Source organism: Paenibacillus chondroitinus NBRC 15376 (assembly GCF_004000765.1).
GTDB classification, from domain to species: Bacteria; Bacillota; Bacilli; order Paenibacillales; family NBRC-103111; genus Paenibacillus_E; species Paenibacillus_E chondroitinus.
This window is the reverse complement of sequence record NZ_BILW01000031.1, coordinates 45,701-65,450: the sequence shown is the minus strand read 5'-3', so window position 1 is coordinate 65,450 and position 19,750 is coordinate 45,701. Positions and strand designations below refer to the sequence as shown.

Annotated in this window: 19 protein-coding genes; 15 read left to right on the top strand and 4 right to left on the bottom strand. The window is 45.1% G+C overall.

Annotated elements, in window-relative coordinates:
- Window positions 1–2 precede the first annotated feature (2 nt).
- The 8 genes from PCH02S_RS26055 (at window position 3) to PCH02S_RS36125 (ending at window position 7,577) form a co-directional block, all read left to right on the top strand.
- On the top strand, window positions 3–1,436 hold the full coding sequence (locus tag PCH02S_RS26055) for a sulfatase family protein (protein ID WP_127457031.1): 1,434 nt from the start codon (window positions 3–5) through the stop codon (window positions 1,434–1,436).
- A 13-nt stretch (window positions 1,437–1,449) separates the two neighbouring features.
- The gene (locus PCH02S_RS26050; protein ID WP_127457030.1) at window positions 1,450–2,715 is read left to right on the top strand and encodes a TolB family protein; all 1,266 of its coding nucleotides are present in this window, start codon (window positions 1,450–1,452) and stop codon (window positions 2,713–2,715) included.
- Between the two features lie 45 nt (window positions 2,716–2,760).
- Window positions 2,761–4,206: a sulfatase family protein gene (locus PCH02S_RS26045; RefSeq protein ID WP_127457029.1), complete on the top strand. Its 1,446-nt coding sequence runs from the start codon at window positions 2,761–2,763 to the stop codon at window positions 4,204–4,206.
- A 20-nt stretch (window positions 4,207–4,226) separates the two neighbouring features.
- Complete coding sequence (locus tag PCH02S_RS26040; protein ID WP_127457028.1) at window positions 4,227–5,423, top strand: GNAT family N-acetyltransferase; 1,197 nt, start codon at window positions 4,227–4,229, stop codon at window positions 5,421–5,423.
- A gap of 252 nt (window positions 5,424–5,675) precedes the next feature.
- Entirely contained in the window at window positions 5,676–6,185 is a 510-nt protein-coding gene (locus PCH02S_RS26035; RefSeq protein ID WP_127457027.1) for a response regulator, read from the top strand.
- Between the two features lie 25 nt (window positions 6,186–6,210).
- Complete coding sequence (locus PCH02S_RS26030; protein WP_246069257.1) at window positions 6,211–6,678, top strand: type 2 periplasmic-binding domain-containing protein; 468 nt, start codon at window positions 6,211–6,213, stop codon at window positions 6,676–6,678.
- Window positions 6,638–7,057, top strand: a complete 420-nt coding sequence (locus tag PCH02S_RS26025; protein WP_127457025.1) for a hypothetical protein — start codon at window positions 6,638–6,640, stop codon at window positions 7,055–7,057. The genes PCH02S_RS26030 and PCH02S_RS26025 overlap by 41 nt, the downstream gene beginning before the upstream one ends.
- Before the next feature lie 37 nt (window positions 7,058–7,094).
- A complete protein-coding gene (locus tag PCH02S_RS36125) occupies window positions 7,095–7,577 on the top strand; it encodes a hypothetical protein (protein WP_127457024.1) in 483 nt (160 codons plus the stop codon).
- 25 nt (window positions 7,578–7,602) lie between these two features.
- On the opposite strand, the gene PCH02S_RS26015 is transcribed toward PCH02S_RS36125, so the two are convergent.
- Both PCH02S_RS26015 and PCH02S_RS26010 read right to left on the bottom strand, forming a co-directional pair.
- On the bottom strand, window positions 7,603–8,142 hold the full coding sequence (locus tag PCH02S_RS26015) for a hypothetical protein (protein ID WP_127457023.1): 540 nt from the start codon (window positions 8,140–8,142) through the stop codon (window positions 7,603–7,605).
- Window positions 8,139–8,603 carry a hypothetical protein gene (locus PCH02S_RS26010; RefSeq protein ID WP_127457022.1) on the bottom strand — a complete coding sequence of 155 codons (465 nt, stop codon included), beginning with the start codon at window positions 8,601–8,603 and terminating at the stop codon, window positions 8,139–8,141. The genes PCH02S_RS26015 and PCH02S_RS26010 overlap by 4 nt, the downstream gene beginning before the upstream one ends.
- A 265-nt stretch (window positions 8,604–8,868) precedes the next feature.
- On the opposite strand from PCH02S_RS26010, the gene PCH02S_RS26005 reads away from it, so the two are divergent.
- The 3 genes from PCH02S_RS26005 to PCH02S_RS25995 are packed head-to-tail and all read left to right on the top strand — an operon-like array spanning window position 8,869 to window position 11,010.
- Entirely contained in the window at window positions 8,869–9,462 is a 594-nt protein-coding gene (locus PCH02S_RS26005) for a CBO0543 family protein (RefSeq protein ID WP_127457021.1), read from the top strand.
- Window positions 9,463–9,505: 43 nt separating this feature from the next.
- Window positions 9,506–10,513 (top strand): DUF3231 family protein, encoded by a 1,008-nt coding sequence (locus tag PCH02S_RS26000; RefSeq protein WP_164819742.1) that lies wholly within the window; start codon window positions 9,506–9,508, stop codon window positions 10,511–10,513.
- 23 nt (window positions 10,514–10,536) lie between these two features.
- Complete coding sequence (locus PCH02S_RS25995; RefSeq protein WP_127457020.1) at window positions 10,537–11,010, top strand: hypothetical protein; 474 nt, start codon at window positions 10,537–10,539, stop codon at window positions 11,008–11,010.
- A 64-nt stretch (window positions 11,011–11,074) separates the two neighbouring features.
- Here PCH02S_RS25995 and PCH02S_RS25990 read toward each other — a convergent pair whose 3' ends face one another.
- Both PCH02S_RS25990 and PCH02S_RS25985 read right to left on the bottom strand, forming a co-directional pair.
- The gene (locus tag PCH02S_RS25990; RefSeq protein WP_164819741.1) at window positions 11,075–12,505 is read right to left on the bottom strand and encodes a PAS domain-containing sensor histidine kinase; all 1,431 of its coding nucleotides are present in this window, start codon (window positions 12,503–12,505) and stop codon (window positions 11,075–11,077) included.
- Between the two features lie 133 nt (window positions 12,506–12,638).
- A complete protein-coding gene (locus PCH02S_RS25985) occupies window positions 12,639–13,217 on the bottom strand; it encodes a TetR/AcrR family transcriptional regulator (protein ID WP_127457018.1) in 579 nt (192 codons plus the stop codon).
- A gap of 267 nt (window positions 13,218–13,484) precedes the next feature.
- Here PCH02S_RS25985 and PCH02S_RS25980 point away from each other — a divergent pair, with 267 nt between their 5' ends.
- The 4 genes from PCH02S_RS25980 to PCH02S_RS25965 are packed head-to-tail and all read left to right on the top strand — an operon-like array spanning window position 13,485 to window position 19,387.
- The gene (locus PCH02S_RS25980; protein ID WP_127457017.1) at window positions 13,485–14,144 is read left to right on the top strand and encodes an HlyD family efflux transporter periplasmic adaptor subunit; all 660 of its coding nucleotides are present in this window, start codon (window positions 13,485–13,487) and stop codon (window positions 14,142–14,144) included.
- A 20-nt stretch (window positions 14,145–14,164) separates the two neighbouring features.
- Window positions 14,165–15,481 carry an efflux RND transporter periplasmic adaptor subunit gene (locus tag PCH02S_RS25975; protein WP_127457016.1) on the top strand — a complete coding sequence of 439 codons (1,317 nt, stop codon included), beginning with the start codon at window positions 14,165–14,167 and terminating at the stop codon, window positions 15,479–15,481.
- 11 nt (window positions 15,482–15,492) lie between these two features.
- On the top strand, window positions 15,493–17,055 hold the full coding sequence (locus PCH02S_RS25970) for a DHA2 family efflux MFS transporter permease subunit (protein WP_127457015.1): 1,563 nt from the start codon (window positions 15,493–15,495) through the stop codon (window positions 17,053–17,055).
- Between the two features lie 34 nt (window positions 17,056–17,089).
- A complete protein-coding gene (locus PCH02S_RS25965; RefSeq protein WP_127457014.1) occupies window positions 17,090–19,387 on the top strand; it encodes an S-layer homology domain-containing protein in 2,298 nt (765 codons plus the stop codon).
- Window positions 19,388–19,750 lie beyond the last annotated feature (363 nt).

The window sequence follows — 19,750 nt, the reverse complement described above, 5'->3', positions numbered from 1 at the left end:
CCATGACGCAGCAAAAGCCTAACGTGTTTATCATTATGGCTGATCAATTGAGATATGATGCCATAGGAACATATACGCCTAACTTAAACGAATTAAAAAAGGAATCCGTTGTTTTTAACAGAGCCTACTGCGCTTCTCCGATATGCGTCCCCGCACGGGGAGCATTCTTTACGGGGAGGTATCCCAACGAAACCGGGTGCTTGATCAATCCTTGGGCGCAGCAGGATCGGGTGAGCGGAATGGTTAAGGAAGGGACTCCCCATCTGTATCAGCTGATGGAAAAACATTGGGACAGCTGGCATACCGGGAAACAGCATTTATTTTATCAGGTTAAGCCCGAACAGCAATCTGAATCGTTAACCCATTGGGATACCGAAGACAATTACACGGAGTACTTGAGGGAGCATGACAAACAAGCTCCAGGAGGTCCGAAGTTCAAGGGGCTTGTTCCTGAAATGGTAAGCGGTCAGCGTACCACGGTCAAAAGCTACTCCATTCCCGCAATGGACCGCTATACGGAGGGCTTGGACTATTTTTTTGACGGATACATTACTAATCGCTCATTAGAGGCTATTACTTCTAGAAACAAGGAGAAACCATTGTTTTTAAGCGCCATGTATTTGGCTCCTCACCCGCCGTATCACCTTCCAGAGCCATGGTATTCCATGATCGGGGAGGAAGAGATCAAACTGCCTGACAATGTCGGAGTCTGGTATCCGGACCAATCGCCTTTGCAAATGTACAATCTGACAGGTGTGCTGGGAACCCGTTACTCCCGTGAGGAATGGCGGTCCATCTGGGCCAAATATCTCGGTTTGGTCAACTTGCTCGATGATGGTGTCGGCCGTGTGATTGATGAGTTGAAGAGGCAGAACCTCTACGACAATTCGCTCATCATCTTCACCAGTGATCATGGGGAAATGTTGGGATCACATCGTTTGTGGCAAAAATTTTGTATGTATGAGGAATCGGTGCGGACACCATTATGGATAAAATTTCCGAAAACGTTTGATCCTGCGGTCCGTGAAGTGAATGAGGCGGTCAGCTCGATGGATGTTTTACCGACATTATGCGAATTTCTCGGTTTGGATAAGCCTGAAGTTTTGTCAGGCAAGTCGTTAATGCCGCTGATTCATGGAGGGAAACAAGACAGGGAAGCCATTTATGTTCAATATGACGGAAACGGCTCTTTGGGAAATTTCCAACGGTGTATCGTCAAAGGGAAATATAAACTGATCGTCGACTTGTTCAAGGACGAAACGTTTCTGGAGTTATACGACGTCGTGAACGATCCGCAGGAGACCACGAATTTGGCCGTTTCCGGCGACCATGCCCATGAAATGAGCGAGCTTGTCGCCATGCTGAAGGAGCATATGGAACGAACAGGTGATCATCTTGCACTGGATATCGATTTAGCCAAACTAAACGCTAATTAAAGGAGTGGTTTTTTTGAAAATTTCCGAGCATTTTCCCGCATACACCGAGTTTAGTCCGCTTGTCCCTGTAAAGTGTATAACGCCACGAACAGAGAGTTGCTTGCACCGGTTTTTTGATACATCGCCCGTCAGCCCGTCCGGGCGTTATGTTGCCTTGCTGCAGATGCCGCAGGAGCATCGTCTTCCTGAGCCAGGAGAAGCGGCCAATATCGTACTCGTCGATCTGCATACGGCAGAAGAGCGAGTTGTTTCGCAAACATGCGGCTGGGAGCCGCAGCTTGGCGCTAACATCAACTGGGGAGCGGATGATCATTCCCTTTTTTACAACGATGTGAATACGGCAACGTGGGAGCCACTTTGTGTTCGGTTAAACCCACATACCGGAGAGAAGCGGCTTATGCCGGGAAGCATATACCGAATATCTCCGGATGGCCGAACGATTATTTCCGCTTGTCCGAAGAGGATGCGGCGAACGCAGTTAGGATACGGCATTATCGTTCCTGATGAGCAAATTCCGCGCAACTACGGTTTTCGCGATGACGACGGTCTCTATGCTCTGGATACGGAAACCGGGGAGAGGAAGCTGCTGGTTTCGATAAAGGATGTATTTGATCGTGCAGAACCTTCTATTGATAAGGTTCTGTATAAGCACGGCGAATGTTATGGATTCCATTGCAAATTTAATCCGCAAGGCGATCGCATCCTGTTTACGATGAGATGGTTTCATACGGAACAGGAGCAGCCGTGGAATATGATTACTCAGGGGTTGAAGTACTGGGTTGTTACGATGAAGGCGGATGGCAGTGATATCCGTGTCGCAGTAGGCCCGGAACAATGGGATAAGGGAGGCCATCATATTAATTGGTATCCTGACGGCGAGCGGCTTTCGATGAATTTGTGCCTCGATGGCGACAAACAACTGTATTTGGTTCAAGTGAATAAGGATGGCACGAATATTGGCAAAATCATCGATTCGATTCCAGGATCCGGGCACCCGACGGTCCATCCTAACGGAAGACATATCGTGACCGACTCCTATGAGCACGAGAAAGTGGCTTTTGGTGACGGTACCGTTCCTTTGCGCCTTATCGATCTTCAGAAAGGGACCGAAGCGACAATCGTACGAATCCCTATTGGCAATCCGGGAACGAAAGTGTCAGGCGTGCTTCGCGTTGATCCACACCCTGCTTGGGCGCCGGACAACAAGCATCTTGTTTTTAATGGATATGTAGATGGTACACGCCGTGTATTTATAGCTGACTTGTCGGGCTTGATCTAAGTTGGAAATAGAATCCATAAACTTGCTTAGTTGGAGGTTACGCGGATGAGAAATGAAAAACCGAATGTCATCCTGATTATGGCGGATCAATTGAGACTGGATGCCATCGGCGCCCATACGCCAAACATCAATCGCCTAAAGGAAGAAGGCATCGTATTTGAAAGAGCGTATTGCGCTTCTCCCATTTGTGTCCCTGCACGCGGAGCTTTTTTTACCGGCATGTATCCTAACGAAAACGGTTGCTTAATTAACCGGGGGGAGGACATGCACGCGCTGGTAAGGCCTGACATCGAGCATTTATATAAGCTTATGGAGCATACTTGGGACAGCTGGCATACCGGAAAACAGCATTTGCGGATGAAACCTGCCGTAGATGAGTCTCCGGGCAGCCAAACGAACTGGAGAAAACTTGAGGGCAGGTACGAAGCTTTTTTGAAGGAAAATCATAAGCGTGTGCCTGGTGGATCGGATTATCGGGGAATCGTGCCGGAAATGGTGTATGGAAAGGTAACGCGTCCAAAATCGTATTCAATCCCTGCGGTTGGTTTGTACGAAGAAGGCCAGGAGTTCTTCATTGACGAGTTTATCGCCAGAGATTCTGTGGAAGCGATTCGAAATCGAAATCGCAGCAAACCGTTTCTGCTCAATGCGATGTTCCATGCTCCCCATCCCCCTTTAGAAATTCCCGCCCCTTGGTTTGATTTGATCAAATCGGTGGATCTGCCTGAGAACGTCGGGGAGTGGTGCCGGACTCAGTCACCGCTTCAGTTATATAATTTGACGGGCGCTATAGGAACTCGATACACGAGGGACGATTGGAAGCAAATATGGAAGGTTTATCTGGGTTTGGTCTCGCTGCTGGATCAATGCGTCGGTCAGATTATCGAGGAATTGAAGCGAGAAGATCTTTATGATCAAAGTTTGATTATTTTTACGAGTGACCACGGTGAAATGCTGGGCTCTCACGGATTGTGGCAAAAAATGTGCATGTATGAAGAATCTGTTCGTACACCCCTGTTTATGAAATTTCCGGCCGATTTCAAACCGGCTATAACATCGTGCCGCTCATTAGTCAGCAGTATCGATGTGCTGCCGACCCTATGCGATTATGCACAAATACAGCTGAGTTCTCCTATGTCCGGTCAATCACTCATGCCATTAATTGCTGGCAATACGACAGGACGAGAGAGAATTTTCATTCAATACGATGGCAATGGAGGAAGGGGCAACTTTGGGCGTTGTATCGTCGAGGGCGATTACAAGCTGATCGTTGATATGTTTAAAAATGAAACCTATCTAGAGCTATACAACGTAATCAAGGACCCTCAGGAGAGAGAGAATCTTGCCTTTCAGGAGCAGAGTTACCGCGAACGGATTGAACAGATGCTGCAGCATTTGCGTGAGCATATGCAAGCTACGAATGATCTGTTGGAATTGCCGAATCAAATCTACGACCAATTTCTACAGGATTACACGGAGGTTATGTCATAAACGAAAGGAGGTACTGAAATATGGAACAGATTCATATTCGAACTGTCCATTCACGTAAAGAATTGGAAGAAATCTACGAGATATGGGATAAGGTTTTTCCACGAGGAAAAAGCTTTTTTCAAGATCGATTGGAGTTTGATAGCACCTATTCCATGGACACAACGTGGGTTGCGGTTGTAGATGGCGTAATAGCTGCGGCAATCCAGTTGTTCACATTTCGCATACGCTTCGGTTCATTGGAATTAAAGCTTGGCGGCATAGGCAGCGTAGCCACATTGCCTGCATATAGAAAACGCGGTCTGGCACAACGCATTCTACGCAGGATATCGGAGTACATGAAACAAAATGGCTACGATTTATCACTTCTGAATACCAATATTCTATCCTTTTACGAGCAGGTGGGGTGGTCTCCTTATTCGAAAAAAGTATGGAGCGCGAAAGCTGAAAACATGAAGCAGCTTGAACATTCAACGTTATACACGATAAGAAGGTATGAAGATACCGATCTTGAATCGATCATGGCGTTGTATGAAGAGGCGAACAGAGAGGTGTACGGAAGCGTTATCCGTTCGAAATCGTATTGGCTCGGCCAGCGGCAATGGAAAACGGTCCAACCACATCAGTTTCTGGTGGCTGAAACCGGGGGAACTGTAGCAGCCTTTTTGCGATATAAGAGCAATGGAAATCAGATGCAGTTAGCGGATTGCTGCTGCTTGCCCGGACATGAAGAGGCTGCGCGCTCTTTGCTATGTCGAGCTGTGTCAGAGCATCCGGATGATTCGAGCATAAGCGTTTATTTGCCTGATCGCCACGCGCTTGAGGCATGTTTCCGCCAATACGGCAATCTCCAAATAGAAACAAATAGCATGTGGAAAATTGTTGATTTTGGCCGTTTACTTAGCAAGCTCGCTCCTGAATTCTCTCGGCGAATGCTGCATGGCCAGACAAAAGATAACTTCGTTTTGCCTGCAGCGCTTCTGGTGGGGCTCGGGGATCAGGAAATGATGATTCGCATTCGGGAAGAGGAGGTGGAAGTCGTAAGAGCTTCGGCGACTACGACATATAATATTTCGCTGCAGCTCAACGAGGCTCAATGGATCATGCTGCTTTTGAATGGTTACAGCTCCTTAGAAGACCAGCCAGCTGAGGGTATGCCATATTTAAGCGTGCTTTTCCCGGAAATTTCATCGGTGTTTTGGAACGCTGACAATTTCTGATTGCAATCACCGAAGCAGCGACAACCAAATGACGACCCTTCTGCCCAAACTATTGAGGCGGAAGGGTCATTGTCGTCATTTTTCCTTTCTATTTCAGCCATGATGTGGCGGTGGACGGTGAGTTTTTGTGAGGAAAAAAATTGATTGCCTTCTTATACAATACGCTGGAGATTATTAATTCTCATGCCCTTCTCCAAGGCGTAATGCCTGTTAGCAGAATGGCTACCGCAAAGGAAGAAAGGATGAATCCGCATGATCCGTACTGTCATTATTGAGGACGAAACTTTAATTCGGAAAAGTTTAAGTAAATTGGTTTCGGAATCTTCTCTTGGCTTTGACGTTATAGGCGAGGGGGCTAATGGTGTTGAAGGCTTTGACTTGGTTAAAAGTGCTCATCCCGACTTACTGATTACAGATATAAAAATGCCGCAGATGAATGGATTAGACTTAATTAAAAACATTAAATCACTAGGAATTCACTGCGAGTTTATCATATTATCCGGTTACGGTGATTTTAGTTTTGCTCAGGAAGCGATACATTATGGTGTCAGCGATTATTTGCTTAAACCGATACGGCCTGAACAACTCAGGCAAACCTTGCATAAAGTCAAATTGGAAGTGGAGAAGCATCAGATAGATGTGAGCGAGTATAGCGAGTGGCTGCTTTATAGTACGGAGGAAGCCCATTGGCCCAGACGGAAAAGGCGGAGCGGACATTGTTTCCCCGATCAGGTCGGCATATGCGATCCCTGCCAGCAGTAAGAAAGCCGAGGACGTTATTAAATTTTTGAATTGGTTCTACTCGAAAGAAGCGAATACATTCCTGACTTATGGCATTGAGGGGGATGACTATACCGTAAACAACGGGAAGATCGACTATAAATATCAGACAACGGCGGATGGCATTAACAAGGAAAATATGCACTTGATGTTCCTGCAAATTACCGGCGAACCCTATATCACGAACGAAGATTTCATGAAAGGCCGTCCACACGGTGATCTGATTACGAACGCTGCGAAAGTTGCAAACAGTGAAGGCCGGGTGAATGATGGACTTGATATGCCACTTCCTTCCATTATGTTGTCTCAACCTGAGCTCGCCAAAAATGGATTGTTTATGGAAACGGCAGCGAAAATCATTGTTGGCCAGGAAAGTATCGACTACTTTGATAAATTCGTTGCAGACTGGCAAGCGCGTGGCGGCAGCAAAGCAATTGAAGAGGCAACCCAATGGTATCAAAAAAATAAAAAATAAACGTTTCGTATTCTTGGGGATGACCGGCGGTACTTCCAAACCAGGCCGTTCCATCCACATTGTGGGGACTAAAGGCGAAATTCAAGGGGACATGGAGGCTGGTTCCTATGTCATCCGACATCCCGATGCCCGCAAAGGCCACATGTACTCCGAGCAGCAGATCAAGGTGGGCGTGTCAGAGGATATGCACGGCGGAGGAGACCTGCTGCTTGTCGATGACTTCGTCAAAGTGTTGAAGGGAGCCGTGCCATCGATCTCTTCCACCTCACTGGAGAAGTCGCTGCACGGGCACTTCATCGGATTCGCAGCCGATCAATCCCGATTGGACATTTATTTTGTGAAGCGCACAATCGGATCTTGTCTTCTCAACATAAGATGACAAGATAGGGATACCATGAAAAGGATGTGCGAGCAGCATGAAAACTTATCCTCACCCCACAAGAAAGCACGGCCGCGTAAATGTCGGACAGAAAGGACGATCGGCATCGTCGTCAACGATCGCCGCTCAAGCTGCGGCTAATTTAGGAACACCTGTATGCGTAGTACTCAAGGACGGTTCTGTCTATTATGGTGTTCTGAAAGAAGTGCAGGTTAGTCAAGTTATTCTTCAAGGATTTAAAGGCGACAAGAAGATTCCACGAAAAAAAGTTAAATCCAAAGCGCATATATCCAGTTTTGGCGGTTTAGGTAACATACTTGGGCTTCTTGGCGGCGGAGGACTTGGCGGTTTATTTGGAGGAGGCTCCACAGGTGGCGGATTACTGGGAGGGCTTGGTCAAGGTGCTGCCAAAGGCGCAGGCGGATCTGGCGGTTTATTTAGCAACATAGGCAGCTTTATGAAACTTGGCATGGGTGCCATTTCATTTATTATGCCGTTAATGAAAGGTTTTTCGATTTAAAATAAGCTGCCAAAAGCCTGGGGTTTTATATCCTCGGGCTTTTTGGCCTTTCATCATATTCGTGATCAGGGGTCTCCCTTCGAATAAAATGATAAAATGACAGGGTAGCGCTTTGAGAAAGCAAATAAATAACGAAAGAATAATGAATTCCGTAAGAATCCTTGTAATGAAACACACCGACAAGCGTGCATATCCACTCGAAACCTATGGACATACACGAACACAGTAAAATATAACCTACAGTTTTAATCCCTTTAAATTGAAAACGATCATAGAAATAGATAAAGAAATACCCGAATGGTGCGTAAAGAAAATAAACAGCAAAATCCATCACCGTGTAGGCAGGTCCATCCATGATGTCATACAAATCAAAAATGTGACCGCCAATCGAGTTATCCAGCATACAGGCCATCGTTGAGCTAAATAGAAATAGTAACAAAGTTACAGATCCAGTAAAACGTTTTGGCAGGAGATAGATGATCAGATAGGATAGGGCAATGCAGCCAATGACGAACCAATCATTAAGATCAAAGGCTTTTTCTACAAAGGGAATACTACCTTTCATGAATGGCTGCACATCCTCCTGAAGAAACGAATTGTCACGAATTGCAAGTAGAACAAAACAAGCCTGTACGCAATAAGCCAGCATAATACGGTTAGGTCACTGTAAATAACAATTTTTAACAGAAAACTGAGAGTCTCCATCCCCACAATAAAAGTAATGGCACCAACCTGTACACCAACTTTAGCAGGGACACTGCGAGCCAATCGCCAAAGAGTGATCATGATCGCTATAAAAAGCGGAATGATAATGCTTTGAATCAGTGAAAAAGAAACATAGTTCCATGGGTTTTTGGAAATTTCGAAAACATGAAATGTTTCACCAAACAAGTAATACAAATTGGTATCTATGAAAGCAACGAGTAAATAAATAAATGAAAACTCCCGGTTGGAGAATTTAGTTTTCAAAGCTGCCGAAGTTGCTACAAGAAGCCAACATAGGGAAACATACAGGGAAATGATCATAGTGTCCTCACAGTAATCTGATTGTTCATAGCATGTATCATTACTGGGGAAATTATGTAAATTGAACACGGAGCCTAGGACATGATTTTCTAGTCCGAAGCTCCGCTGTTTTTATCAAAAATGTTAAAGCCCTCTTCAGTTTCAAAAACAGAGCATGAAAAGATATATTTGACCAAAATAACATTTCCCAACGATACATATTTCTGACTTCCTGTTTAATAATAAAGAACAAGAATTTAAGTTTGTAGCGAACAGGGAGAAAGATATGCCTAATGAAATAGAGGAATTAAACGTTAAAGAGAGCCAAATGGAGTTCGATTACTGGCTGCATCAAGACGTTTTTTCATTCCAGTGGTGGGTTATCGTCATTGTTAATCTGGTAGTTTTTGTGCTGCTGCTGATCGCTATGGATCGTAAAAGGACACTCAGCACCGTATTAGCCTTCATGACGGCATTTATTATTGTCGGGGCTGTCGACCAAATCGGTAAGTTTTTCGACTTGTGGCGCTACCCGCATCAGCTAATTCCATTTACTGAGAACTTAAATGCCGTCGACTTCTTTGTGGTTCCCTGTATTTTTGCCTATTTGTATCAGAGGTTTTCCAGCTGGAAGTCATTTCTGATTGCTGGTATAGTGGCTTCGCTAGTCATTTCGTTTATCGGTGAGCCCATTTTCGTGTCCCTCGGTATGTATCAGCTTATGAGATGGTCCTATTGGCAGTCGTTCATCGTATTAGTTCCCATTGCAATTCTGATAAAAGGATTCGTTGACTTGACTCAGAGCAACGTGCTCCATTTTAACATTGATCGGGAATTGGTCATCAATTTTAATACTAGGAACAAAAAGAAAATAAGATGAATAGAGAGCTCCATAAGACTGCTCTTTAATTGGAGATGACATTATGATAAAGCAAGCAGACTCCATAAGCTCATCAGAGCTTGGGACACTTTGGCTTACCTATCAGCAGAAGACACTGATTCTGCGAGTGTTGGATTACTTCATAGCGAAAACTGATGATCATGAAGCAAGAAATATTATGGGTGGCTTATGGCAGGATCTCGATCATTATGTGAATAAAATTACCAACTTGTTTGAAAATCAAGGCATAGTCGTACCTGTTGGTTTTACCAAAGGAGATGTCAATTTAGAGGCGCCGAAACTGTATGACAATGGATTTGATATCATGTTCCTTCGCATTTTGAAAGAAATAAGCATGGGCATGTATACCCTCAATTTAAATATGTCCTACCAGGGCGAGGTGATGGATATTTATGAGGGGTTAACCGTCATTACTCAGAATATCTATAAAAGATCGACCGAATATTTGCTGAAAAAAGGGATTCTCACCGCGCCGCCCAAAGTGACGATGCCTATTGCAAATGAGTTTATTGAGAGCAAAGACTATTTAAGCGGATTCAATCTCTTTGGGGATAAAAGGGCTTTAAATACCATCGAAGTCGGCATTCTGCATCATGGGATTGAGACAAACAATGTCGGGTTGCAGCTCATTTCAGGCTTTGCCCAATGTGCGAATACCCCGGAAGTAAAGGAATACTTTGTGAAGGGCATGGAACTTGCAAAGAAACAAATTACAACCTTTGAAGATATCCTCCTCCAAAGCAATATCCAGTTCTCGGCTACTTCCGGGAGTACCGTAACAACTTCTACGATGGCCCCATTTTCGGAGAAACTGATGATGTTTTGCATTCACCTTCTCAATACGTTCGGCATGGTCAGCAGCAGTTTTGGCACTATTTTTACGCTGCGAAATGATTTGAATTTAAAGGCAGGATTAATCGCCAAAGATATCTATGTCTATACCCACGATGGCATTAAGCTGATGATTAAACATGGTTGGTTGGAGGAACCGCCGCAAATGGAGGACCGCAAACAACTGATCAAGCAGTAAAAACAAATAAAGAAGAGACCCCTATGACAAAAGATGAACTTGAGAAAATTTTATGGAGCATCGCACTGCCAGGATTCCCTCAACTATTGGATGGCAAGATTGCTAAAGGCATTCTTTTCATTGGATTAGAAATACTAATCAATGTCCAATCCAATTTTAATACAGCTATCATGTTAAGTTTTCAAGGGAAAATGGAGGAAGCAGCGCAGCTAACCAATTATCAATGGCTAATGTTTTATCCTTGTCTCTATTTCTTTGCTATGTGGGACGCTTATCGAGATGCGATCGGTGAAAAAAGGCCATTCATGTATATACCGTTCGCTTTCTCTGCCTACTTGGTTACGGTCGGTGTGATGTATTCTACAACATTCCGTATAAAAAATGTGCTGCTAGGCCCCATATGGCTTCCTATGATTTGCGCGCCAATTGGTTTAGGGGTCGGGTTCATGTTGATGAAAGTAACGAAGCGATTTATACGGTCCGAAGATCAGAAATAAGGAATAGTCCATTGAAAAAGACCGGCTCACGGGTATGAGGCGGTCTTTTGCTTCCTGGATTCATTTAACTGGAGGTAGGCAGCGTTATTTCAATGAGAGTCCCTTTATTGACTTCACTTTCAACTTTGATTTTACCAGCGTGATTTTCTATGATTTTTTTGCTTACCATAAAGCCCAGGCCGGTTCCATTTTCTTTGGTTGTATAAAAAGGTTGACCTAGCTTGGAGAGAGCTTCTTTGGGAATTCCGCAGCCTTCGTCAGCTAGACGAATCATCATCTCTTGATCATTTTCACTACTGACTTCAAGTGTTATTTTACCGCCATCACGCATGGATTCAATGGAATTTTTGATGAAATTGATAAATACTTGCTTCAACTGATTTTCATCGCAGTAAAGATGCGTAGCTCCCGGCTTGAATTCAGCCAGAAATTCAACATTGTTCAGGATCGCTTGTGAATCCAGAAGCGTCATGACTTGGCTAAGCAGCACACGAATATCTTTTCTCTCAAATTTAATCGTTTGCGGCTTCGCCAGGATTAACAGTTCGCTAAGAATCAATTCAATCCGCTCGATTTCGGACGTCATGATATCGAAATAGACGGGTTTATCTCCAAACCCTGATTTCATCAATTGAATGAACCCTTTAATGGAGGTAATGGGGTTCCTGATTTCATGAGCGATACCAGCGGCTAACTGCCCGGCTACGGATAATTTCTCGGAATTTTGAAGGTGTTCTTGGGCAATTTTCCACTCTGTAATATCCCTGAAGATGACGGACCAACCAATCTGTTTCCCTTTACCGTCTAGAATAGGCGAAGCGGTTAATAACACGTTCACCAGATGCCCATTTTTATGCAACCGTTTCGTTTCGACACCATTTACGGACCGCCCGTTCTGCACTTGCTCACGGCTATGTTTGAACTCCTCTGAACATTCAGGAGGAATGAAGGGGAGGAGATGTAATTCAACGCCAATGACTTCTTCCTTCGACCACCCGAAAATATGGACAAATGCTTCATTTACCCGCTGAACAAAACCTTCGTTATTAAAAATTAGAATGGCATCCGCATTATTTTCAATAAATGATTCCAATTGCTCGGTTTTCGCTTTAAGAGCCTCTTCAGCTAACTTTCTTTCTGTAATGTCCTTCGTTTGGGCTATGAAATATAAGGGCTGCCCGTTTTCGTCCCTCATGCAATGAATAGCCAATAATACCCATATGGTGAATCCGTTTTTGTGGATAAAACGTTTCTCCATTTGGAAATTATCCTTTTTGCCATCTAGAAATGGATCCTTCTCTAAATCATCTGTATGCATGATGTCTTGAATCGTCATGGCAAGGAAGTCTGATTCCGTGTAACCGGTGAATCGACATAACGAAGCATTCACTTGCAGCCATTTTCCTTGCGTTGATAGTAAGGCCATGCCAATTGGAGAATATTCAAATACTTGAGCGAACAGTTCGGGTTGAGAAATATCTAAATCCTTTGCCATATACCCTCCTAAACCACCACGTAAGATGTATATTAAAAGAATTGGACAAAGAGCAGCGTTTTCCTTTTTCATTGCGCACAAAAAGCCCCTTACCCTGACAGATGGGAGAGGCTTCTCGTTATAGTTTCAGCTATTAACTTCGAATTCCCTTGTAAATAAATTCAATGACTTCTTTCTCAATCGGATAGTCGCCGAGCTCTTTTTCTCCAAGAATCACTTCGAGCATCCCCGTATTGGAGACCGAAATCATGCTCATGCATCCAAGGATGAAACGCAAAGCATTCGATATGGATTCATATTGAAAAACGCCTTGATCCCGTCCGTTCTCCAGAATACTCTTTAATTTATTTGTAGAGTTTTGAATAAACGTAATGATTTTGTCCGCTCTTGTGCTATTCATAGCTAGTTCTTGTCTAACAATTAATGAAATTTCCCGATCTTGTTGATAAAAAGCAATCATAACCTCTAGATATTTCTGCAAATCTTGCTTGGGGTCCCCGGTTTCGGCAGAAAAGGGCAGTTTCTCAAGCGGTTCAAGAATAGCGAGAAATACGTTTTCCTTGCCTCCGAAATGATACGAAACCAGCGGCAATGATACACCAGCCTCGTCACAAATCTTTCTGACGCTTGTTCCTTCATAACCTTGTTCGGAGAACAGCTTTTTGGCAGATATGATAATTTTTTGTTTAACATCGATTTCTTGTTTGTTCATGTAGGATTCAACTGCACCTCCGTATAACAGTTGCTAGCAACACCTGTTCTAACGAATTTTATAGGAGAATATCACAATAGTCAAACGCCTGTAGCTCCTTAAAAAGGAGGGCGGGTTATTTCATTTTTGGCGAATCGATTATCGAAAAAGTTTTCATTGACGGCTCTAATCCCGAGGTCATATAATAACGACCATAGAGTTTAACGTTTGTTAAAAACAAATGTTAAAAACGAGTGTTAAAATGGAGAATAAGAAAGAGGAGAAAACATGAAACGAAAAATTATGCTGTATGTCATTTTAACCGTTATCGTTCTTGGCGGAGGCAGTATTGCCGGGTATTTCTGGTATGAAGGGCAGAACTTCATCTCAACCGAGGATTCCCGACTGGCCGGCGATGTCTATAAAGTGATGCCACGTATCACGGGGAAAGTGACGTCCCTGCAGGTCGATGAAGGTGCGCATGTGCTTGCCGATCAGATTGTCGGACAGCAGGATAGCAACAATTTGGCCACGAGCAGCCTGGATCAAGCGGCATTAAGATCTCCGATCGAAGGCACGGTGATCAAGACTTTGATTAAGACTGGCGAAGTGGCGTCAGTAGGCCAGGCTGTCGCGATGATTGTGGACCCTACAAAGCTATTTGTGTCAGCCAATATAGAGGAAACGGCCATCAATAAGATTCATGAAGGACAGAAAGTTGATATTAAACTGGATAATTTCCCAGGCAAGGTCTTAACAGGGAAGGTAAAAGAAATAAGCAAAGCTACAGCATCGACCTTCTCGCTGCTGCCTTCAACGAACACAAGCGGGAATTTCACGAAGGTCACTCAGCGTATTCCTATCAAAATATCGATTGAAGACAATCAAGGGCTTGACCTATTGCCGGGAATCAGCACAACCATCAAAATTCACTTGAAGAGCAATTAAACAAAGAGGAGCCAGTTCAAATGAATCGATTAAATCAATTAATAGTTCCCGCTGTTATCGTGCTTGCTGCGCTTGCTGTTCTACCTGCATGTGGGGCGATTGAAGCAGAAGAATCAGGAACGTCCGGCGTTCCTGTTCAAGTCATCAAGCTGGGGCAAGGAGCAACGGCTGGCCTGAATGGCAAAATCATTCCTGATCAGAGCATTAATATCGTTTCGAAGGCGTCCGGTAAAGTAGCCGAAGTTCGCGTGCAAGAGGGCAGCAAGGTGAAAAAGGGGGATGTGCTTGTTCAGTTGGAGACCAGCGAGTTGACCCAACAGGTCAAACAAGCCGAATACTCTTCCACCGCAGCTCAGGCTAAGCTGGCTGATACGCAAGCGGGTGCCCGTACACAAGAGATTGCAGGACTCCAGAGTTCTATCCTTGCAGCGGGTGGGGCTTACCAACAGACAACAGCGGCCGTAGAGCAAGCTAAAGCAGGCTTGGATCTTTCTACGAGCAGTTATAATCGTCTTCGCAATGCATTCGAGAGCAGCTCCAGTGTATCGCAAGATGATTTGGATAAAGGGACGCTCGACTATGAAAAGGCAAAAGCCGGTTACGAGCAGGCTTTAGGTGCACAGAAATCCGCCGAAGCCCAATTGAGAGGGGCCGAAGCAAAGCTGGAGCTTGCCAAAGTGGGCCCGACAGAAAATACGATTAAAGCGCTCCAAGCGGATGTTGAGCGGTTGAATGCTACGCTTGAGCTTGCAAATAGCGGGCTGAGCAATGCGACAATTACGGCTCCTATCGACGGAGTCATTGTGAAAAAAGGCATTTCGCCAGGTGAGTTGGCACAGGCCGGGGTGCAGATCCTCTCGCTTGTTAATATGGATCAAGTCCAAGTAGAACTTAGTGTGATGGATAGCCAGATTACACAGGTGAAAGAAGGCATGACCGTAGCAGTGAACGTGCAGAATGTGCCGGATAAAAGTTTTCAAGGCGTGATTTCATTCGTCAGCCCGGTAGCCAACACCAACAGCAACACATTTCCTGTTAAAGTAAAAGTCGATAACAAAGACAGTTTGTTATTTGCCGGCATGGTGGCGGAAGTCCAGCTGAATGCTGCACAGATGAGTCGTCTGGAAGTGCCGAAGAGTGCAGTGGTCAAAAAGGATCAAAAAGAATATCTGTTCACTGCAGAGGGCAGCACAGCGCATCTCGTTGAAGTGAAAACAGAAGAGAAAAACCAGGATTGGCTCTACGTGATGCCTAACGATAAGATCAAAGCCAATCAACAAATCATCGTGAAGCCTGCAGATAACTTGGCTGAAGGCACGAAGGTCAAAGCCGAATAGGAGGCGCTACAATGGCTGATGAATCGGTGGTTACACAACATAAATCAGAAGGCAATGGCCAGATGTGGCTATCGCTGGTTGCTATCGTCACAGGTACGTTTGTCGCTGTATTGAACAGCAGCTTAATGAACGTAGCCATGAATAAATTCGTTGCCGTATTCGGCTCGGATCTCACCACCATGCAGTGGATTATTACGGGATATACGTTGGCTTCCGCCATGGTTATTCCGATGAGTGGATATTTGGGCGGAAGATTCGGCAATAAGAATTTGTTTATCTACTCTGTAGCCGGGTTTACGATATTTTCTGTATTATGCGGTTTGGCTTGGAGCGCCAATACCATGATTATATTTCGAATTATTCAAGGGTTCGCCGGCGGCTTCATCATGCCGGTCGGGATGTCGATTATTTTCACCACGTTCCCGAAGGAAAAGACAGGTACGGCCATGGGACTATGGGGGATTGCAGCCATGGTGGCTCCCGCGCTCGGGCCGACTTTCGGCGGATATTTGATCCAGAATTTCAGCTGGCGGCTCCTGTTCTTCATCAATGTGCCGATCGGAATTCTGGCTGTCGTGCTGGGCAAGATTCTGATGAAGGAATCACCTCGCACAACAGGATTAAAATTTGATACGCCAGGGGCCATCTTGTCCATGACGTTCTTCGGGAGCTTGCTGCTGGCATTAAGCAAAGGGCAGTCCGAAGGTTGGACCTCGTTGTTCATTGTCAGCCTGCTATTTGTTGCTATCTGCAGTTTAATGCTCTTAATTTGGGTGGAGCTAGGAGCCAAGCAGCCTGTTCTGGACTTGAATTTATTCAAAAATGTTAAGTTTACAATTAGCGTCATCTCAGGCAGTTTGGTCATGATGGCCATGATGGGCGGAACATTTTTAGCCCCTGTGTATTTGCAAAGTATTCAAGGGCTTAATGCCATGCAGACGGGAATCCTCTTGATGCCGCAATCGATTGCCATGGCGGTGATGATGGCGATTAGCGGGAAGCTGGTTGAGAAATTCGGGGTTGTTCCCATCTGTATTGCCGGTTTGGCTGTACTCGGGATCACGACGGCGGAATTGCATCTGTTGACGGCTGATACTCCGAATCATTGGCTGAATGCCCTATTAACGATCCGAGGGATTGGCATTGGTGTTTGCCTGATGCCGCTAACCTCTGCCGGAATGAACGCAGTGGCTCCGGAACAAATTAGTAACGCTTCGCCGCTTTCCAACGTTCTAAGGCAGGTAGCGGGTTCGCTAGGCATTGCGATATTTACCGCTATCATGGGCAACCGTCAGATCGTGCATTATCAGCACATTTCGGAAAGTGTAGCTGTGGATTCCATTATGGCAAATAACACGGTATCCGCACTCACCGGGGAGATTTATGCTTGGGCGGTAGATCGGGCTACGGCTGCCGGTGCAGCGAGTTCTTACCTTGCCGGTTTCATGCAGAAAGAAGCTTATGTCAGGTCTATTGCAGATACCTTTTATATCTCAGCCATACCGGCTTTTATCTGTATTCCATTCGTTCTATTTTTTATTAAGAGAAAAACACCAGTTGAAATAAAAGAGTAACAGCATGAAAGAATTCATCGGGAGGCTTAAGACAATGAAAAAGAGTTTAACTGTTATCATCAGCGCGTGCATGGCCTCTACCCTGTTATCTGCGGCTGCGCAAGGTGCTGCTTCGCCTAAATCCACTGTAGATTTCAATGATTTGGGCCAATTGGATGCGGGTACGAAAACTAAATTTGATACCATGATTGCCGCAGGGATTTTTGATGGTGTGAGCGAGGGGGTATTTGGTCTCCATGACAAAATGAACCGTGCCCAATTCGCGAAAGCTGCGGCCATGATTTTCAACTTGAAGGTGGACACCTTAAGCAGCACTTCCAGCTTTAGCGATGTGAGCGCTGCGGATCCCGCCAATGGCTATGCGCTTCCGTACATTGAGGCATTGAAAAAAGCCAATCTGACGGATGGGTTTGGCGAAGGCACCTATAATCCCGCTGGTGAGGTAACCAAAGAGCAATTAGCCGCATTCTTGATCAGGGGTTTGAATAAAGAGGCTGAAGTGAAACGGGATGCTGCAACGGATGACAGCACGGTATCCAGCTGGGCCAAGGGGTATGTCGCTCTGGCTGTACAAATGAATTTGATGGGGAATCAAGCGGACGGTACATTCGGCGGAATGACTCCAGCCATTCGAGAGCTGTTAGTTATATCTTCTTATGAAGCGAAGCGCCAGTATGTCCCTGTGACACCGATTGCAGCTGAGCTCCCCGTAGAAGATATGAAAGCTTATGGTCTGACAGAAAATACGCAGGCTCAAGTGAAAAGTGTTACCCAAGAAAAATCGGCAGATGGCTGGAGAGTCGGAGTGGTCCTTACATTAACTAACACATCCGGATCAACAAACCGAATTCCCGATTATGAGCTGCGCATCCAAACGGCGGAAGGGACCGTTTATACGCTTCAAGCGAGCGCAAGCAATACTCGTTCCATACCCCCGCAGGGGAATGTGACTTTAAGCTATATGGCAGACATCGGTGTGAACAAGGATGTCCAGTTGACGAAACTTCTTTGGGTAGATGTCGACGAAAAAGTGTACCCTAAAGTAGAGAGGGTACTAGCCGATGCTTATATCAGCTCTATCATATGGCGTGGTCAAGATGCCAAAATAGACAATCCCTCCCGGTTAGGAGATTGGGGCGCAAGATTCTCCCTTCCTGGCATCCATTCCGATTTGAAATATTCTGCGGTGAAGCTGTCTAAGCAGTTTACGGGTCAAACACCGAGCTATATCGTGGAAATTCAAGCGGAAAACGAAGGAAGCTATGCGGAAACCATACCGGATTTCACCTTAAGCGGGAAATCGGAGGGGCAATCCTTTATCGGCAAAAGGGTGGAGGAGACGCCAATTCGTCTTGATGCAGGAGCCAAGAAGTCCATTCATTTTGCAATTACAACCGATACGAATACGAAGATGGACGCCTTCTATGTGCTTTCACCTGAGAGTTTCTTGAAACAAGGTCAGACTGTTCCGGTTCAATATTTCACAGGGCGCTTAGGATTCCGACTCCCTGCGAACGAAGGGAACGTTTCAGGACCAGCTGCAGGTAGCTATGTTTTTGGCACGCCGATCGCATTCACGTCAAGGAATGATTTCATTAATCCGAATTTAACTATTTCACTGGAAGAGCTTCATGTAACAGATAACGAAGAAACAGGAAATAAAACGGGAGCGGCTAAATTTAAGCTCTTTAATAAAAGCGATAAACCTATTCCGGTGCCCGCTTTTGGAGCGGAATTAGCGGGGAAAGATGGCAACGCGTACGCAGGAAAACGCCAGACTGTAAGCGCAACAGATATCGCACCAGGGACAGGAATCGTCGTTAGCTACGGCTTCACCCTTCCAACCACGGAGCAAAGTGAACAGTTTCAATTGAACGTACAAGAAGTGTTATCAAATTCTGCCTACAAATCTACAATTGCCAGCTATCCAATAAATGTTCAGAGTGAGAACGATCATAACAACATCTCGTTGTTTCCATTCAAGCTAAACTTGAAAAGTTGGACGTTATCGCAGTTGACTGCGATGGGGACCACTGGATTTTCATACACGTATAAATTGAGTTTGGATATGGACATGCAGCGGGAATCCGAAGTGGTCCTGGATAATGCCTTTTCCAAGTTGAAATTTGAATTGGTGGATGCATCAGGACGTTCGCTGGGCTCGAATTCCTTTCCTTTCACCGGGGCAAATCGTTTGGTCAACGGTTCCCAAATCCTCACCTTCAGCAACCTAACGCAAGACCAGGTCCAATCCCATATATCCGTTAAAGTTTATGAAACCATCCCTACGCCGACTGGTGATGTGGATCGGCTTATTGCGGAATTGAAATAGCTTGAAGGAGACGTCTTTTTTTATGTGTATGTCAATTTCATGCCAAGGGTAGGCTCTGCCTACCCTTATTGGTATTTGTAGGTGGAGTAACTGGAATTTCTACGGTTAAAATGACGCGGAGTATGACTTCATTTCCCTAGGTACTCTCCAATTCAATTAGGGGGCTTAACAGTTATGAAGAAATTAGCGGTACTTTTTCCAGGTAAAGGTGTGCTCTGACCGCGAAAGCGGTCTTTTGTTGTTTGGAGGGAACTAGCGTCCGCTATTTTGCTGAAAAGGACACTTTCCACGTGGAAGCGGAACTATGGGCCGTTATTTTATGGGTTTTCACCTGTATAACTCGCTATTACGGACAAATAAGAC

Bases quoted from the DNA above. Each gene is read 5' to 3' on its own strand.
- PCH02S_RS26045 (WP_127457029.1), top strand. From the start codon at position 2,761: ATGAGAAATGAAAAACCGAATGTCATCCTGATTATGGCGGATCAATTG.
- PCH02S_RS25970 (WP_127457015.1), top strand. From the start codon at position 15,493: ATGGCTGATGAATCGGTGGTTACACAACATAAATCAGAAGGCAATGGC.
- PCH02S_RS25985 (WP_127457018.1), bottom strand. From the start codon at position 13,217: ATGAACAAACAAGAAATCGATGTTAAACAAAAAATTATCATATCTGCC.
- PCH02S_RS25975 (WP_127457016.1), top strand. From the start codon at position 14,165: ATGAATCGATTAAATCAATTAATAGTTCCCGCTGTTATCGTGCTTGCT.
- PCH02S_RS26055 (WP_127457031.1), top strand. From the start codon at position 3: ATGACGCAGCAAAAGCCTAACGTGTTTATCATTATGGCTGATCAATTG.
- PCH02S_RS26015 (WP_127457023.1), bottom strand. From the start codon at position 8,142: ATGAAAGGTAGTATTCCCTTTGTAGAAAAAGCCTTTGATCTTAATGAT.
- PCH02S_RS25995 (WP_127457020.1), top strand. From the start codon at position 10,537: ATGACAAAAGATGAACTTGAGAAAATTTTATGGAGCATCGCACTGCCA.
- PCH02S_RS26040 (WP_127457028.1), top strand. From the start codon at position 4,227: ATGGAACAGATTCATATTCGAACTGTCCATTCACGTAAAGAATTGGAA.
- PCH02S_RS25990 (WP_164819741.1), bottom strand. From the start codon at position 12,505: ATGGCAAAGGATTTAGATATTTCTCAACCCGAACTGTTCGCTCAAGTA.
- PCH02S_RS36125 (WP_127457024.1), top strand. From the start codon at position 7,095: ATGAAAACTTATCCTCACCCCACAAGAAAGCACGGCCGCGTAAATGTC.
- PCH02S_RS26035 (WP_127457027.1), top strand. From the start codon at position 5,676: ATGATCCGTACTGTCATTATTGAGGACGAAACTTTAATTCGGAAAAGT.
- PCH02S_RS25965 (WP_127457014.1), top strand. From the start codon at position 17,090: ATGAAAAAGAGTTTAACTGTTATCATCAGCGCGTGCATGGCCTCTACC.
- PCH02S_RS26005 (WP_127457021.1), top strand. From the start codon at position 8,869: ATGCCTAATGAAATAGAGGAATTAAACGTTAAAGAGAGCCAAATGGAG.
- PCH02S_RS26000 (WP_164819742.1), top strand. From the start codon at position 9,506: ATGATAAAGCAAGCAGACTCCATAAGCTCATCAGAGCTTGGGACACTT.
- PCH02S_RS26010 (WP_127457022.1), bottom strand. From the start codon at position 8,603: ATGATCATTTCCCTGTATGTTTCCCTATGTTGGCTTCTTGTAGCAACT.
- PCH02S_RS25980 (WP_127457017.1), top strand. From the start codon at position 13,485: ATGAAACGAAAAATTATGCTGTATGTCATTTTAACCGTTATCGTTCTT.